This is a genomic window from Nonomuraea sp. NPDC003214 (genome assembly GCF_053590035.1).
This window is the reverse complement of the sequence record NZ_JBSFSX010000016.1, coordinates 43,638-59,892: the sequence shown is the minus strand read 5'-3', so window position 1 is coordinate 59,892 and position 16,255 is coordinate 43,638. Positions and strand designations below refer to the sequence as shown.

Sequence of the window (16,255 nt, the reverse complement as noted above, 5' to 3'; positions counted from 1 at the left end):
GACCCGTTCCCATCCCGGACGTGGCGGCGTCGTCCCGCGTCGGCCTCAGCGTGTGGGCCCACGTCGAACCCCTCGCACGCCGTACCGACTTCACCTCCCTTACGCCGGACGCGAATTCCCCGAGAGCTGGGCAGCAACGAGGTAACCGGGCAGATGGAAGTCGCGACGGCCCGGCCCAGCGAAGCGCCGGGCCGTCGGCCTCGACGCCCAGGCGGAAACGCGCCCCGAAGCCCGGACCGGGGTCAGGCTGCGGCGCGCTCCTCAACCGGCCACTCGGCGTCCTCGCTCTCGGTTTCGTTGTCGTCCGCGCCGAGGATCCGCACGGTGGCGCCCTCCGGTGGCTGGAAGTCGGCGGCCGGGTCGGGGATCGAGTCCAAAGCGCCCCGGCGGGAGCCCGTGCGGGTGGCGCCCATCGCCCAGTCCTGGATCTCCTCGTCGAGCCGCTCGCGGACCTCGGGGCTCACCGACGACGCGGCGCCGCCCCGCTCCGGCTTGACGAAGGTGCCGGTGCCCCAGCGCAGGTCGTGACCCACGGCGCTGGCCTCCACCTCCGGCATGAACCGGCGATCCCCCTCGGGCCCGAACTCCCGGATGCGCAGCTTGCCGGAGACCACCACGGGCTGCCCGACGCGGACCGAACGCGCGACGTTGTCGGCCAGCGTCCGCCAGCAGCGGATCGCGAAGCAGACCCTCTCCCCGTCCATCCACTGGCCCGTCTTCCGGTCGAAGTAGCGGTGAGAGGTGAGCACCCGCAGCGAGGTCACCTTGACGCCGTCGTCGAAGGTGTGCTGCCTGGGCTCTGCCGCGACGTTGCCGGTTAGCGTGATGTAGATGTCGTTCATTCCGTGCCTCCCATGCAGCGGGCCGGACGCCCGCGACCTGGGAACACAGTGCCGCGCCGGGGACCTCCGACAGGCGGGCGAACCGCGTTCTGTGGATGACGCCGCCGGAGCCCGACCCGCCCTGTGGACGACCGGCACAGACGGGCGACACGGGCCAACGGCGCAGAGGGGCGACGCGGGCGAACGACGTGGGAGGACGGGCGGCCGCGGACGGGCGGGCACAGGGCGCGCGGGCACGGACGGGCAAGCACGCACAAAGCAGGCACACGGCGGAACGAGCCGGGCCGAGCGGCTGGGGCCGCGTCGTCCGCGCGGGCGCGGAGTGGGCGTCAGCCTGCCAGGCCGCGCATCGCCTGGTAGAACGCGTGGTGCCGGCCCAATTCGCGCTCCACCGGCTCGACCACCGCCTTCTCGGCGATCGCCGCCACCCGACGGCGCATCTCCCGCTCCAGCCGCTCCCGCTCACGGGACGCGCCGAGCTCCACGAAGTTGCGTGACGCGATGCCGGACAAAATGCCCAGCCCCAGCACCGAAGCCATCATCAGCGCCACCCACGGCAGCGCCGACGTGTCGCCCAGCAGTTGCAGCGACGCCGGCAGCCGCCCGGGCAGCAGCAGCCCGAACCCGAGCCACACCAGCCCGACGCCGAACGCCGCCACCAGGGCGTACTGCCACACCTTGAGCGCCCGCCACCATCCCGGCACCCTGTCGAGCCGGGGCGCGACCTGGGTGAGATCTTCGGTGAGCGTGCGCGGCAGCATGCCGAGCTGCGAGCGGGCCGCCCGGTGCACGGCGCTGCGCCACACCGGGTGCATCCCGACCGTCAGGCCGTCGGCCAGCGCCTGCACGGCATTGGCCACCTCGGCCGACTGCGCGCTGACCGAGCCCGTGGTGATGCCGCGGATCTCGTCGCCCACATCCTGCAGCCGCAGGCGCTTGACCGGGTCGGGGCGGAAGCGGTCCAGCCAGCGCGGGTACGGCCAGCCGACCCAGCGGCCGGAGCGTTCGGCGTACACGTTCTCCATGGCCTCGCCCACGGCGGGGACGCCGACGGCGTCGCAGAGCGCGTCGGTGAGGCCTATGCGGCGGGCCTCGTCGACGGACGCCGGCACGTTCAGGGCCTCGCCCACCGGCATGCTGCGGGTGAGCCGCTGCTCCAGCCGGTGCAGGTCGGCCTCCAGCTTCTGGATGGCGGCGCGGCGGCGGGACACGGCCCCGGCGATGACGCTCTTGAGGCTCTCGATGCCGCGCCCGCTGACCGCCGAGGTGGGCACCACGCTCGGATGCTCGACGCCCTCGCGGCGGAGCAGGTCGTTGAGGTCGATGACCAGCTCGGCCAGCTCCTCGGCGGACAGCCGGTCGGCCTGGTTGAGCGCGAACACGGTGACCGCGTCGTGCCCGGCCAGCTCGGTGACGTAGCGGCGGTGGGTGGAGGCGTCGGCGTACTTCTGCGGGTCGAGCACCCACACCACCAGGTCGGCCAGGCCGATGAGCCGGTCGGCCTCGGTGTCGGTGAGCGCCCGGATCGAGTCGTGGTCGGGCAGGTCGAGCAGGATCAGGCCGTGCAGCTGGCTCTCGCCCTTGTCGAGCGCGCTCGCCCTGGCGAACCGGTGCCGCCACTCGATCTGCAGCCAGTCGAGCAGCGGCGCCGCCCCCTCCAGCCCCCACACGCAGGCGTGGGTGTGGGCGGTGGTGGGCCGGCGCACGCCGGTGGGCGACAGCTCCAGCCCGGACACGGCGTTGAACAGCGACGACTTGCCGCTGCCGGTGCCGCCCGCGAGGGCGACCACGGTGTGCTCCGACGACAGCTTGAGCCGGTCGCCGGCCCGCAGCAGCAGGTTCTGGGCCTCGGACACCAGTTTGTCGTCCAGCCGGCCGGGGCCGAGCTCGACGACCTTGGTGAGGGCGGACAGCCGCGGCGCGAGCCCCGGCCTGGTCGTGACGGTGGTCATCGTGCGACCTCGAGGTTGTACGTCGCCTGGTAGAGGTGGGTGGCGGCGGACTCGTCGGGGATCCCCGCCGAGTCGAGCGCCTGCACGTAACGCATGGACTCCTCGTCGAACAGCATGCCGATCCTGGCTCTCAGATCGCTGAGCGCCTTGGCGCCGATGCCGCGCAGCGACTCGGCCCCGAGCAGCGCCTTGACCAGCCGGTGCGGCACCCCTTCGGTGCGTCCGCCGCTGAACATCGCCACCATGAAGATCAGCGACAGCGAGTCGGCGTCGAACGACACCAGTTTGGACACCGACCGCTTGGCCACGCCCTCGGTGCGGACCAGCTCGATCACATGCTCCTGCCAGGACGCGACGGCCCGGCCCGCATGCCGTACGAGCTCGTCGGACGGCCGCTCCAGCCCCTCGGCCAGCGTGGCGCCCACCTCGGCGCGGTGCCGCCAGCGGCCCGCGACCTCCTCGGCCGCGCGGCCGGCCGCGGCCACGATCACCGACTCCAGCCCCGCCTTCAGCGCCCCGCGGAACGCGGTGATCCGCTCCGGCGCCTGCGAGGAACGGGGGCGCTTACGCAGCTGGAGCGAGCGCATCAGGTCGCCCGAGCCGGCGAAGTCCTGCCAGCGGGCCAGCACCTCACCCTGAATGATCATGCCGCTGCGGAACGCCTTGTCGATCTCCGTCAGGGCGCTCATGTAGGCCGCCTCGACGTCGCCGCGCAGCTCGCTGCGGAACGCCACCTGCAGCTCAAGCTGCTTGGCCAGCGCCGGAACCCGGGTGCGGAAGCTGTCGAGCACCCCGTTGAGCGTCTTGCGCACGGCCTGCGCGCGGCGCTTGTCGTCGACGGACAGCTCGGCGAGCCAGAGCCGCAGATCGGTCATCTCGCTGTCGGGCAGCCTGCCGTCGGTGACCGCCGACTCCTCGATGACGAACCGGTCGATCTCCCCCAGGCCGTATTCGGTGAGCATCCGGACGAAATGCTTGAGCACCACCTCGCGCGCCCTCGGCTGCACCCTGGACAGCACGATCGCCAGCCGGGCGCCGCGTTCCTTGGCCAGGCGGAGCAGGTTCCACGCGGGGGCGTCGGCGTAGCGGGCGGCGGTGGTGACGAAGATCCACAGGTCGGCGGCGTCGAGCATGCGGTGCGCGATCTCGTGGTGCTCCTCGACCACCGAGTCGATGTCCGGCGTGTCGAGCAGCGCGACGCCCTGCGGCAGCTTCTCCGTGGCGACCACGACGACGCTGCGCATGCCCGCGCCGGGCTCCGGCTTGTCGAGCCGCCGCAGCCCGCCCAGCAGCTCGCCCTCGGTGAACCACTTGCGGTCGTCCGGGTGACACACGAGGACCGGCACGCCGGTGGTCGGCCGCCGCACCCCGGTGCGGGAGACGTTCTTCTCCGCCAGCGAGTTGACCAGCGTGGACTTGCCCGCGCCGGTCGAGCCCGCGATCACGATCAGCGCCGGCGCGGTCCGGGTGCGCACCCTCGGCAGCACGTAGTCCTCGAGCTGCGCCTGCAGGTCGGCCCGCGCCTGCCGCGCCTCCTCGGCGCCCGGCAGGTCGAGCCCGAACCGCAGCCCGGCCACGCTCTCCCGCAGCGCCCCGAGCGCCGCCGTCAGCGCCTCGACGGTCTCGGGCGGCAGGTCCTCTTCGGCCTCACCGGGTACGTCCTCCGCCCCGGCGTCATCGTCAGCCAGGGCGGAAGCGGTCTCGGTCTCGGCCTCGGTGTCATCGGGGGTGTCCTCGTCGGAGGCGTCCTCGGCGACGTCGGAAGCGCCGTCGTCGGCGTCGGCGGCTCCGGCGACATCACCGGCCACGTCCGCCTCATCGGACGGGGCATCGTCCTCATCGGACGGGGCCTCGCCGGACGGAACCGCGTCGTCGGTCGGGGTTTCGTCGGACGGGACGGCGTCTGGGGCCTCTTCCGCGGTCTCTCCGGAGACGTCGTCGCTCTCGTCGTCGCCCCACAGCCACGCGCTGTCGGCATCCTCGTCCGAGTCGTCGGCGAGGGCAGCCGTGGCGTCCTCAGGGGCGTGGTCGCTCTCGGCGGGAGCGTCCGCGCTGTCGGGTAGGTCCTCGTCGTCGGAGGAAGAGGAGGAGGCGGTCTCCGTGAAGAGATCCTCGTCCCTCTCAGGGGAGGCGGGCGGGGCGGCGGGGGCGGGGCGGGACGGGCGTTCCCATACGGAGGTCGGCGCGGCGGGCGGGCGGCGTACGGGGACGTCCCACACCGACGTGGGCGCCTCGTCCTGGTCGCCTGCGTCGGCCTCCGCCGCAGGTGGAGGGGACGGCCGCGTGGGGCCGGGGGCGTCGGGGGCCGCCGGGGCGGTGTCGGACGGGGGCACGTCAGTGATGGCGCGGAAGGTCAGGGTCTGCTCCCCCGGCGACTCCTCGCGCCCGTCATCCATGCGCCCGTCATCCATGGCCGTGTTCACGGCAAGCGCTCCGCTCGAACCATCTCGACCTCCTGGCCGACCTTTACGACATCGCCGACGACGACGATCGCCGGTGGCCGTATCCCAGCCGCGGACACGCGGTCGGCCACGGTGGAAAGCGAGGCGATTACCGCCCGCTGGGTCGGAAGGGTACCGTCCTGCACCACCATTACGGGAGTCTCCGGCGGACGTCCGTCTCGCACGAGCGTTTCGGCCACCTTGGCGAGCCGTTCGACGGCCATCATGAGCACCAGGGTGCCACGGGAGCGCGCCAGGCCGGGCCAGTCGACGGTGGACCGGGGGTCGTCCGGGGCGACGTGCACCGATATGACGTGGAACTCCTGGCTCACGCCTCGATGGGTCACCGGGACGCCGGCGGCGGCGGGCACGGCCACGGGGCTGGTGATGCCGGGCACGACCATCACCGGGATGCCGGCCCGGGCGCAGGCGATCATCTCCTCGCCGCCGCGCCCGAACACGAACGGGTCGCCGCCCTTGAGCCTGACCACGAACTTGCCCGCCCTGGCCCGGTCGACGAGCAGCTCGTTGATCGTGTCCTGGGACAGGGAGCGGCCATAGGGCACCTTGGCGGCGTCGACGAGCTCGACGTCGGGGGCCAGCTCGTCGAGCAGCGCGCGAGGCGCGAGCCGGTCGGCGATCACGACGTCGGCCTGCGCCAGGAGCTGGCGGCCGCGCACGGTGATGAGCCCGGGATCGCCGGGACCGCCGCCGACCAGGGCGACGCCGACGGGCTTGGTGCGGTTGCGGCGGGCGTCGACGGTGCCGTCGCGCAGCGCGTCCACGACGGCGTCGCGGATGCCGGCCGCCCGGCGCGGGTCGCCGCCTGCGGTGATGGCCACGCTGACCTCGTCGACCCGGCCGGAGGCGGGGGTCCAGGCGGCGGAGGCGTCCTTGTCGTCGGCGCGCACGCACCAGATCCGCTTGGCCTCGGCCTCGGCGGCCACGGCCGTGTTGGCGGACCGGTCGTCGGTGCAGGCCTGCACGAGCCAGGCGCCGTCGCAGTCGCCCACCTCGTACGGGCGGGCGTGCCAGGTGATGCGGCCGGCGGCGATGAGGTCGTCGAGAGCGGGGGTGACGCTCGGCGAGACCACGGTCACCTCCGCACCCGCCGCGAGCAGCGCCGGCACTCGCCGCTGTGCGACGCGCCCGCCGCCCACGACGAGGACCCGGCGGCCGGAAAGCCGCAGGCCGAGGAGGTAGGGACCCATTGTCGGGAATCTCCCGTTCGCGAAGGTTGGTGTGCTAGGACGTAAACCTACCGGGTCTCATCGCGTCATTCGTTTCGCATGGGTCAACGCCCGTCGAGAAGGGGCTGCCGAGGGTCCCAGCGCGGCCCGCCTTCGTCGTCCTTACGGCGTCTGGCCATCGCGGAGAGCGCCTCAAGGATAACCCTGTTCCCGAGGAACGCGGTCACGTCGGCGTGATCGTACGGCGGGGCGACCTCCACCACCTCCATCCCGGCCACGGGCAGCTCGTAACAGATCCGGCGGACGGCGTCGAGCAGCTCCCTGGCGGTCAGCCCGCCCGGCTCGGGGGTGCCGGTGCCGGGCGCGTGCCCGGGGTCGCACACGTCGATGTCGACCGACAGGAAGATCCGGTCACACTCGTCGAGCGCGATGCCGAACGCCTCCGTCAGGCACGTCTCCAGGCCGCGCGCCACGATCTCGGTCATCTCGTACGAGCGCATGTTCCGCTCGGCCATCCAGCTCAGGGTCTCCGGCTCGGGCCAGTAGCCGCGCAGGCCGATCTGGAGGAACCGGTCACCGCGGATCGCCCCGGACTCGATGAGGCGGCGCATCGGCTGCCCGTGACCGTACAGGTGGCCGAACGAGATGTTGCCCGTATCGGCGTGCGCGTCGAAGTGGATCATCGAGGTGCGGCCGGGGGCGTGGGCCCGCGCCGTGCCGCGCGCGTCCGGCAGCGCCACCGTGTGGTCGCCGCCCAGCACCAGCGGGATCGCGCCCGAGGACGCCACCCGGTGCACCGCGTCCTCGATCGCGGCCAGCGAGCCCTCCACGTCCCCCGAGTAGCACTCCACGTCCCCGGCGTCGAGCACGCGCAGGTCGCGCAGCGCGTCGACGCGCAGGGCAAGGCTCGGGCGGGAGCCGTCGTGCGGCAGGTAGCAGGCCTGGCGCAGCGCCATCGGGCCGAACCTGGCGCCCGGGCGGTTGGAGGTACCGCCGTCGAACGGCGCTCCGATGATCACCACGTCGGCGTCCGCGTACGTTGCGGGATCGCCGACGTCGCACCGCTCGACGCCGAGGAACGTGATGTCGGGACCGAACATCGGACCGTATCGGGACACTGGTCACCTCACGTGGTCGTTGCCGTGTCCCCCATCATCACACGGGCTTTTCGGTCACTCCCGCCGCGTCGAAGGTGGCCACGTCGTGCATCACGCATACGGCGGCGCACACCAGCGGGTGGGCCAGCAGGCCGCCGGTGCCCTCGCCCAGGCGGAGCTCCAGGTCCACCAGGGGGCGCAGGCCCAGGTGGTCGAGGGCGGCCGAATGGCCGGGCTCGGCCGAGCGGTGGCCCGCCACGCAGTGGTCGGTCGCGGCGGGGTCGAGCGCGGCGGCGGCCAGGGCGGCGGCGCCGGCGATCACGCCGTCGAGGATCACCGGGACCCGCAGGGCCGCGCCGCCCAGGATGAACCCGGCGATCGCGGCATGCTCGAACCCGCCGACGGCGGCGAGCACCCGCAACGCCTCGACCGCCTCGTCCGCCTCCATGCCCTCCCCGTGAAGCCGCGCACCCTCCGCGCCTTCCTCCCCAGGAAGCCGCGCACCCGCGACGGGGATGGCGTTGACGTGGAGGGCCTGGCGGACGGTGCGGACCTTGAGGGCGTGGGTCTCGTCGGTGATGCCGGTGCCGCGCCCCGTGACGTCGGCCGGGTCGCGGCCGGTGAAGGCGGAGATGAGGGCGGCCGAGGCCGTGGTGTTGGCGATCCCCATGTCGCCGGTGATGAGGCAGCGGGCGCCCTGGGCGACGAGGTCGCGGGCGACGGCGATGCCGGTCTCCAGCGCCTGGACGGCCTGGTCGACGGTCATCGCGGGCCCCTGCGACAGGTCGGCCGTGCCGTACGCGACCTTGCGCCTGACCAGGCGGGGATCGTCCGGGAGGTCGGCGGCGACGCCGACGTCCACGACGGTGACGGTGGCGCCGGCCTGGGCGGCGAAGGCGTTGGCGACGGCGCCGCCGGCCAGGAAGTTGGCCACCATCTGGACCGTGACCTCCTGCGGCCACGGGCTGACGCCCTGGGCGTGGACGCCGTGGTCGGCGGCGAAGATGGCCAGGGCGGCGGGCGCGGGCATGGGCGGCGGGGTGACGCCTGCCGCGCCGGCGAGGCGTACGGCGACGTCCTCCAGGGCGCCGAGCGAGCCGCGGGGCTTGGTGAGGCGGTCCTGGTGGGCGCGGGCGTCGGCGAGGACGGCGGGGTCGGCGGGGCGGATGGCGGCGAGGACCCCGGACAGGGGCGACTGGCCGGGCTCGGTGTCGGCGGGCACTGCACTACCTCCGGTCACGGGACGAGCTGGAGTGCTTCCTCGTAGCGGTCGATGACGACGTCGGCGAGGGTCTCGCAGTCGCCGATCACCTCGGCGCAGCGGATGTCGAGCTCGGGGTGCCCGGCTCCGTAGGCGAGGGCCTGCGCCCAGACGCGCTCCAGCGTGGCCCCGGCGAACAGCAGGTAGGGCACGACGATGACGCGCTTGGCGCCGAGGCGGCGGCAGCGCTCCAGGCCGCCGGGGACGCCGGGCGGGGTGAGCGACACGAACGCGGTCTCGACGGTCATGAAGTCGTAGGCGTGCGTCTCCCAGAACAGCCGTGACACCCGGTGGACCTCGGCGTTGGCGACGGGGTCGGTGGCGCCTTCGCCGACCAGGACGACGGCGGTCTCGCCGGGCTCGACGTGCGTCTGGAGGCCGTCGGCGGGGGGCGTGTCGACGGCGCGGAGGCGGGGCGGGGCGCCGACGAGCTCCAGCGGGCGCAGCCGGGGGATGTCGGTGGCGGCGTCGTTGAGCCGTTCGGCGAGCAGGGCGAGCACGCGGGGGTCGGGGCCGAGCGGCCTGCCGTAGTCGTACATGAGCGTGGGGTGGCGGCGCTGCTCCTGCTCCAGGGCGGCGGGCAGCTCCTCGCTCAGCCGGTTGAGGCTGAGCGGCATGGCGACGAGCCGGTGGTGGCCGCGGGCGACGAGGGAGGCGACGGACTCGCTGAGGCGGGGCGTGGCACGCTCCAGGTAGCCGCCCGAGACGTCGGCGGCCGTCTGGTCGAGCCGGCAACGGAGCCGGTGGACGAACCGGCCGAACTCCGCGGAGTCGGCGTCGTCGTTCGATCCCTGCCCGATGAGCAGGAGCGGGGGCTTCATGGGAAGGTGCTCCGGTGCGTAGAGGAAGACACGCGAGGATAACCGATGGGCGCCGGTGGGCGACAGGTCACGCTGTGTGCGCGGGTGTCGCGTGCACGACGAAGACGGGGTCGGCGGCGGCCAGGCTGTGGGAGCCGTCGGGTTCGAGGGCGATCCTGGCGGCCAGGATCTGGCTGCCTTCGGCGCGGTAGCCCTGCTCGCGCAGCAGGCCGAGCACGGTGGGGACGCGTTCGACGGAGTTGAGCGCACACACGAGCGAGCGGGGGCGGCGGGCGGCGCAGGCGGCGACCACGTCGGGGCCGCCGCCGCCGACGAACACGGCGTCGGGGTCGGGCAGCGGTTCGAGGGCGGGCGGGGCCTGTCCCCTGGTCAGCGCGACCTTGACGCCGTAGTGGAGGACGTTGGCGCGCAGCCGGTCGCAGGAGGCGGCGTCGCGTTCGACGGCGACGACGGCCGCGCCGAGCCTGGCGCACTCGACGGCGATCTCGCCGCCGCCCGCGCCCACGTCCCAGACGAGGTCGCCGAGCCGGGGGCCGAGCTTGGCCAGCACGTACGCCCTGACCTCCGCGGGCAGCCTGGACTCCAGCGGCAGCGCCCATTCGGCGGGGCCGGGGCGGGCGCCCGCCACCCAGCTCGGCTCCTTGGGCCGGTGCAGCGGGTCGAGGACGAGCACCACGTCGGGGTCCTTCCAGGGGCGCGTGGTGGCCTCGCCCATGCGGCTGTGGGTGACGCGCTCGCCGGGGCCGCCGAGGTCCTCGCAGACGATGAGGGAGCGCGGCGTGGTCGGGGCGAGCTCGCGGGCGACGTCGCCGGGGCCGACGCCGGGCGCGACGACGAGGGCGACCTTGGGATGCGCGCGGCAGGCGTTGACGACGCGGTTGAGCTGGTGCGCCCCGGCGGGGGCGACGACGAGGGCGTCCTCCCAGTTGAGGCCGGCGCGGGCGAAGGCCCGGCTGACGAGGGAGGTGGCGGGCAGCACGTCCGGCTTGAGCCCGTGGCCGCGCAGGGCGCGGACGGCGCCGAAGAAGCCGGGGTCGCCGGGGGCGAGCACCACGGCGGGGCCGGAGCCCTGTTCGAGGTGGAGGTCGAGGGTGTCGAGGAGGGCGTCGTCGGGGACGGTCACGGCGGTCAGCGTGAGCCTGCCGAGCAGCGCCGCGGGCCCGACGACGAGGGTCGCCTCGCGCAGCCGGTCGACCGCCTGGGCCGACAGTTCGGATCCGTCCCACCCGACCACTGTGATCATGCGCCTCACCGTCCCCTCGTACCCAGGGTGACGGTTCTCCCGGCTTTTCACCACAGGGAGGCGGGGCGCTTCAGGGCAGGTCGGCCGGGATGAGGCTGAACACCACCAGGTCCTGGCCGCCCAGCGCGGCACGTTCGACGCCTTCGCGGACGAACCCGGCTTTCTCCGCGACGCGGAGGGAGGCGGTGTTGGCGGGGGCGGCGCGCAGGCGGAGCCGCTGGAAGCCCCGCTCGGCGAAGAGCCAGCGGGCGACGGCGGCGACGGCCTCGGCGGTGTAGCCGTGGCCGCGGGCCCACGGCGCGGCCATGTAGCCGACCTCACAGGTCCGGTTCATCCAGTCGACGTCCCTGACGTCCAGGCTGAGCAGGAACCGGCCGGTCGTCCGGTCCGTCGCCGCCCAGGCGGCGCCGTGGCCGCGCAGTCTCGTCCGTTCGGAGGCGGCGACCCACTCGCGGGCGTCGTCCTCGGTGTAGCCGCGCGGGACGCCGGTGCCGGCCTGGGTGAGCGGGTCCGCGCCGGTCGCGGCCAGATCCGGTACGTCCTGCTCGGCGAGCGGCCTGAGCAGGAGGCGTACGGTGCTCAGTTCGGCGCGGGGCAGCGTGTCCGAGGGAAGCCGGGAGTCGCCGCGCAGCAGCCCGAACATGACCAGGTCGTGCGGCCCGTCGTCCTCCAGCACGGCGGCGCGGAGCACGCCTTCCCAGGTGAAGCCCGCTTTCTGGGCGACGCGCAGCGAGGCCAGGTTGTCCAGGTTGGCGGTCAGGTCGATGCGGCGCAGCGCGGTGGTGTCGAACACCCAGCCGGTCAGGCCGCGCAGCGCCTCGGTGGCGTAGCCCCGGCGCCGGTGCAGGGGGTGGACGCCGTAGCCGACCTCGGTGGTGCCCGCGCCCCAGGAGGTCTTGAACAGGCTGATCGCGCCCACGATGCGGCCTTCGGCGTCGGTCATGGCCAGGTGCCTGCCCTGGCCGGAGCGGTGCAGCTCGTGCACGCCGTGGGTGAGCCACTGCCGCACGCCCGACAGGTGGCCGGGGGCGCCGGGCGGCAGGAAGGGGACCCGCGCCTCGACGATCGAGCGGATCCGGCGCTCGTCGTGGGGGCCGAACGACCGGAGCACCAGCCGTTCGGTGGCGATGTCGGCGTCAGCGTCGAACACGCTCGGCAGCGTACACACTGGTGATGTTTGTCCACCAAAGCGGGGGTAGGGGCGCTTTGGGGAGGAGTGACATCTATGGAACGCGGAAGCTCGAAGCACGGTCCTCGCATCGATGAGCATCAGAAGCAGGAGACCGAGGGCCTGGTCCGAGGTGGGGGCACCTCGCACGCCGAGGAGTGGAAGGAGCCCGAGCCCATGCCCGCGCCCGGCGAGGAGGAGTCCGTCCGCAGCTACGCGCCCGGACGCGAGCCGGGAACGGCGGAAGGCATCACCGCCGAAGGGGTGGATGTCCGCAGCGATCTGGCCAAATGGCTCAGTGACACCAATTTCCCGGCGAAGAAGGGCGATCTACTGCGGCACGCCCGGGAGACGGACGCCCCGGACAAGGTGACGGAGATGCTGCACGCCCTGCCGGAACGCCGCTTCGCCAACATCGCGGAGGTGGCGCGGGCGCTCGGGCTCGGCGTGGAGAAGCGGAGGTGGTGACCGGTGCGGCTCGACTTCATCCGTCCCCTCTATGAGCGCAGCGGGCCGTACGCGTCCGTGTACGTGGGCGCGATCACCGAGCGGGACAGGTCGACGCAGTGGACCAGCCTGCGCGACAAGCTGGAGCAGGCCGGGGTGAACCCGCCCGCGGCGCTGGAGGACGAGGTGCTGCGCCCGGCGCCCGGGCGGGCCGTGTTCTGCGCCGGGGGTGAGGTGGTGCTGGCCGAGACGTTCAGCGGGCAGCCGGTGCCGCTCGCGCACGTCTCGCCGCTGCCGCTGGTCACGCCCATGCTCATGCGGCGCGGCGAGAGCGTGCCGCACCTGCGCGTGATCATCGACCACGCGGGCGCCGAGGTGAGCGCGTACGCCAACGGCTCGCCGCGCACCGCGACCATCGAGGCCGAGTCCTGGCCGTTGCAGAAGACCGCGCAGGGCGGCTGGTCGCAGAAACGCTACGAGCGGGCCGTCGACGAGACCTGGGAGAAGAACGCCACGGCCGTCGCCCACGAGATCGACGAGCAGGTGCGGCGGATCGGCGCGGAGCTGGTCCTGGTCGCGGGCGAGCCGAAGTCGCGCTCGCTGCTCGGCGACCACCTCGGCACCAAGTCGGCCGACCGGATGCTCATGGTCGAGCACGGCCACCGCGGCGACCACGGCGGCTTCGAGCGCGACGTGCAGAGCGCGCTCGACAGCTGGCTGGACCGCAGGCGGGCCGAGCTGCTCAACCGCCACCGCGAGCAGAACGGGCCCACCGGTCTCGCCAGGGTCGCCCAGGCCCTGCGCGACGGCCGGGTGCACGCCCTGCTCCTGCCGGGCGAGCTGCCCGGTCGCGTCTGGACGGGCGAGAGCGCCACGCAGATCTCCACCGACGCCGGCGAGGTGCGCGCCTGGGGCGTGGCCGAGCCGGTCGAGGAGCGCGCCGACTCGGCGCTGGCCAGGGCGGCGGCCATGACGGACGCCGAGCTCTGGTTCTGCGACGACGTGGCGGACGTCGCGGCGGTGCTCAGATACTGACGATCACTTCGAGCGTCCTGGGGCCGTGCACGCCCTCCACCCGGTTGAGCTCGATGTCGCTGGTGGCGGACGGGCCGCTGATCCAGGTGAGCGGGCGGACCGGGTCGAGCCGGGCGACCGCCTCCGGGACGCTCGCCACGACCTGGTCCGCCCGCACCACGCACAGGTGGTAGTCGGGCACCAGCGTCTGGGCGCGCGTGCCCTGGCCGGGTCCCGCGTCCAGCACGATCGTGCCGGTCTCGGCGATCGCCACCGCGCAGCCGGTGACCACGCCGTCGGCGCCGCTCAGCTCGGCCCCGCCCGCCACGCCGCCCGCCCATTCGTCCGGCAGCCCGTCGGGGACGATCATCCGCCTGCCCCGTACCAGCTCCGCGACCTTGGCCGGCACCTCGGCCGCCGGCAGCACGTGCACGACGGCCCGGTAGTCGTCCACCCGCTCGGCGAACAGCCCCACCGGGTCGTCCACCGGGACACTCGTCCGGTAGTCGCGCGGGATCTCCACCTCGGGCGCGTCGCGGACGGCCCGCCTGATCCGGCCGAGGATCTCCTCACGGGCGCTCATGCCGCTCCCACCAGTCTCTGAACGATTCTTCCGGGATCTCGGGCAGATCCCTCGTGTCGGTCCAGGCCGACAGCGGGCCGGGCAGCCTGCGCGGCACCAGCCCGCGTACGCGCGCGGCCAGCCGCTGCGCCTTCGCCAGCCGCGCCTCGTCGCCGAGCACCCAGCCCGCCACCCGCATGCCCGCCCGCTCCGCGGTCCCGTGCGGGGCCTTGGCGCGCAGGTCGACCAGCACCTCGGGGATGTCGATCGCCACCGGGCACACGTCGAAGCACGCGCCGCACAGGCTGGAGGCGTACGGCAGCGAGGCGTCCAGCTCCGAGCCCATGCCGCGCAACTGCGGGGTGAGGATCGCGCCGATGGGCCCCGGATAGACCGACCCGTACGCGTGGCCGCCCGCACGCTCGTAGACCGGGCACACGTTCAGGCAGGCCGAGCAGCGGATGCAGCGCAGCGCCTGACGGCCCACCTCGTCGGCGAGCACGTCCGTGCGCCCGTTGTCGAGCAGCACCAGGTGGAACTCCTGGCCCTCGGTGGCTCCGGTCCACATGCTCGTGTACGGGTTCATCCGCTCGCCGGTCGAGCTGCGGGGCAGCAACTGCAGGAAGATCTCCAGATCGCGCCAGGAGGGCAGCAGCTTCTCGATGCCGACCACGCTGATCAGCGTCTCGGGCAGCGTCAGGCACATGCGGCCGTTGCCCTCGGACTCCAGCACGACCAGCGTGCCGGTCTCGGCGATCATGAAGTTGGCGCCGGAGATCGCGACCTTGCTCCTGAGGAAGCGTTCGCGCAGGTGAAGCCGGGCGGCCTCGGCCAGCGCGGCGGGCTCGTCGGTCAGGCCGTCGGGCGTCTCGGGCATCCTCTCCAGGAAGATCTCGCGGATCTCGGCCCGGTTGCGGTGGATCGCCGGGACCAGGATGTGGCTCGGGAAGTCGTCGCCGAGCTGCACGATCAGCTCCGCCAGGTCCGTCTCGTACGCCGTGATGCCGTGCTCGGCCAGCGCCTCGTTGAGGCCGATCTCCTGGGTGGCCATCGACTTGACCTTGACGACCTCGCTCTCGCCGGTGGCCTGGACCAGGCCGGTGACGATGCGGTTGGCCTCGGCGGCGTCGCGGGCCCAGTGGACGTGGCCGCCCGCTCGGGTGACCGCCTCCTCCAGCTGGACGAGGTAGCGGTCGAGGTGGCGCAGGGTCTCGTCCTTGACGGCCTTGGCGGCGGCGCGGAGCTCCTGCCAGTCGGGCAGCTCGGCCACGACGCTCGCGCGCTTGCCCCGGATGGTGTGCGTGGCCTTGCGGAGGTTGAAGCGGAGTTGCGAGTTCTGGACCGCTTTTTCGGCATTTTTCGGGAAACTGCCGGGCATGCCGAGGAAAGTGCCGCTCATCCCGTCGCCTCCGTCGTGGCCAGGATCTCGGCGAGGTGCATGACCCGTACGCCCGCCTTCTGCCGGTCGAGCGTGCCGCCGAGGTGCATCAGGCAGGAGTTGTCCGCCGCGCACAGCACCTCGGCGCCGGTGCCGAGCACGTTGCGCACCTTGTCGGCGCCCATGGCTGCGGAGACGGCCGGGTTCTTCACCGCGAACGTGCCGCCGAAGCCGCAGCACTCGTCGGCCGCCGGGAGCGGGACCAGCTCCAGGCCGCGCACGCGGCTCAGGAGCCGGGCCGGGCGGTCACCCAGGCGCAGGCCGCGGAGGGAGTGGCACGTCGGGTGATATGTCACCCGGTGCGGGAAATATGCGCCGACGTCCTCCACCTTCAGGACGTCCACCAGGAACTCCGACAGCTCGTACACCTTCGGCGCCACCTCCGCGACGGCCGCCGCTCCCCTGCTGCCTGGCCGCACCAGCTTCGGGTACTGCTCGCGGACCATCGCGGCACACGAACCGGAGGGCGCCACCACCGCGTCGTACCCCGAGAACACCTCGGTGAAGTGACGCGCCAGCCGTACGCCGTCCGCGCGGTAGCCGGTGTTGACGTGCATCTGCCCGCAGCAGGTCTGCGCGGCGGGGAAGTCGACCTCGCAGCCCAGCCTGCGCAGGAGCGACACGACGGCCTTGCCGGTGCCGGGGAAGAGCGTGTCGTTCACACACGTGATGAACAGGGCGACTCGCACGCCTCTCCTTCAGGTATGGTCGGACCACAGTATGGTCAGACCATATCCGATGGCATCGGCGGGCCGCATCCCCGCCACGCTCCGAGGGGG

The 16,255-nt window shown here is 73.4% G+C and carries 14 protein-coding genes; 2 read left to right on the top strand and 12 right to left on the bottom strand.

The window, feature by feature from the left end:
• Positions 1-242: 242 nt before the first annotated feature.
• The 9 genes from ACWDXC_RS37685 to ACWDXC_RS37645 form a co-directional block, all read right to left on the bottom strand.
• Entirely contained in the window at positions 243-842 is a 600-nt protein-coding gene (locus ACWDXC_RS37685; RefSeq protein WP_219503930.1) for a single-stranded DNA-binding protein, read from the bottom strand.
• Positions 843-1,171: 329 nt separating this feature from the next.
• The gene (locus ACWDXC_RS37680; protein WP_449990440.1) at positions 1,172-2,794 is read right to left on the bottom strand and encodes a GTP-binding protein; all 1,623 of its coding nucleotides are present in this window, start codon (positions 2,792-2,794) and stop codon (positions 1,172-1,174) included.
• Complete coding sequence (locus ACWDXC_RS37675; RefSeq protein ID WP_449990437.1) at positions 2,791-5,190, bottom strand: dynamin family protein; 2,400 nt, start codon at positions 5,188-5,190, stop codon at positions 2,791-2,793. Before ACWDXC_RS37675 ends, ACWDXC_RS37680 begins: the two co-directional genes overlap by 4 nt.
• Positions 5,191-5,213: 23 nt before the next feature.
• Positions 5,214-6,446, bottom strand: coding sequence for a uroporphyrinogen-III C-methyltransferase (cobA, locus tag ACWDXC_RS37670; protein ID WP_449990435.1), 1,233 nt, complete (start codon positions 6,444-6,446; stop codon positions 5,214-5,216).
• Between the two features lie 83 nt (positions 6,447-6,529).
• The gene (gene speB / locus ACWDXC_RS37665; RefSeq protein ID WP_449990432.1) at positions 6,530-7,543 is read right to left on the bottom strand and encodes an agmatinase; all 1,014 of its coding nucleotides are present in this window, start codon (positions 7,541-7,543) and stop codon (positions 6,530-6,532) included.
• 37 nt (positions 7,544-7,580) lie between these two features.
• Positions 7,581-8,744 (bottom strand): nicotinate-nucleotide--dimethylbenzimidazole phosphoribosyltransferase, encoded by a 1,164-nt coding sequence (locus ACWDXC_RS37660; RefSeq protein WP_449990429.1) that lies wholly within the window; start codon positions 8,742-8,744, stop codon positions 7,581-7,583.
• A 14-nt stretch (positions 8,745-8,758) separates the two neighbouring features.
• Positions 8,759-9,604, bottom strand: coding sequence for a sirohydrochlorin chelatase (locus tag ACWDXC_RS37655; protein WP_449990426.1), 846 nt, complete (start codon positions 9,602-9,604; stop codon positions 8,759-8,761).
• Between the two features lie 67 nt (positions 9,605-9,671).
• On the bottom strand, positions 9,672-10,847 hold the full coding sequence (locus tag ACWDXC_RS37650) for a bifunctional cobalt-precorrin-7 (C(5))-methyltransferase/cobalt-precorrin-6B (C(15))-methyltransferase (RefSeq protein ID WP_364178641.1): 1,176 nt from the start codon (positions 10,845-10,847) through the stop codon (positions 9,672-9,674).
• Between the two features lie 70 nt (positions 10,848-10,917).
• Entirely contained in the window at positions 10,918-11,997 is a 1,080-nt protein-coding gene (locus ACWDXC_RS37645; RefSeq protein ID WP_449990423.1) for a GNAT family N-acetyltransferase, read from the bottom strand.
• A gap of 75 nt (positions 11,998-12,072) precedes the next feature.
• Between ACWDXC_RS37645 and ACWDXC_RS37640 the strand changes: the two genes are divergently transcribed.
• Entirely contained in the window at positions 12,073-12,483 is a 411-nt protein-coding gene (locus ACWDXC_RS37640) for a DUF2795 domain-containing protein (RefSeq protein WP_449990421.1), read from the top strand.
• Between the two features lie 3 nt (positions 12,484-12,486).
• Positions 12,487-13,497, top strand: coding sequence for a baeRF2 domain-containing protein (locus tag ACWDXC_RS37635; protein WP_449990418.1), 1,011 nt, complete (start codon positions 12,487-12,489; stop codon positions 13,495-13,497).
• On the opposite strand, the gene ACWDXC_RS37630 is transcribed toward ACWDXC_RS37635, so the two are convergent.
• Genes ACWDXC_RS37630 through ACWDXC_RS37620 form a run of 3 tightly spaced genes read right to left on the bottom strand, consistent with a single transcriptional unit; the run spans position 13,487 to position 16,165 of the window.
• Positions 13,487-14,059 (bottom strand): LutC/YkgG family protein, encoded by a 573-nt coding sequence (locus ACWDXC_RS37630; RefSeq protein ID WP_449990417.1) that lies wholly within the window; start codon positions 14,057-14,059, stop codon positions 13,487-13,489. The two genes, ACWDXC_RS37635 and ACWDXC_RS37630, sit on opposite strands and share 11 nt — an antisense overlap.
• Positions 14,046-15,437, bottom strand: coding sequence for a lactate utilization protein B (locus ACWDXC_RS37625; protein ID WP_449990414.1), 1,392 nt, complete (start codon positions 15,435-15,437; stop codon positions 14,046-14,048). Before ACWDXC_RS37625 ends, ACWDXC_RS37630 begins: the two co-directional genes overlap by 14 nt.
• The gene (locus tag ACWDXC_RS37620; protein WP_357590116.1) at positions 15,434-16,165 is read right to left on the bottom strand and encodes a (Fe-S)-binding protein; all 732 of its coding nucleotides are present in this window, start codon (positions 16,163-16,165) and stop codon (positions 15,434-15,436) included. Before ACWDXC_RS37620 ends, ACWDXC_RS37625 begins: the two co-directional genes overlap by 4 nt.
• Positions 16,166-16,255: the final 90 nt, after the last annotated feature.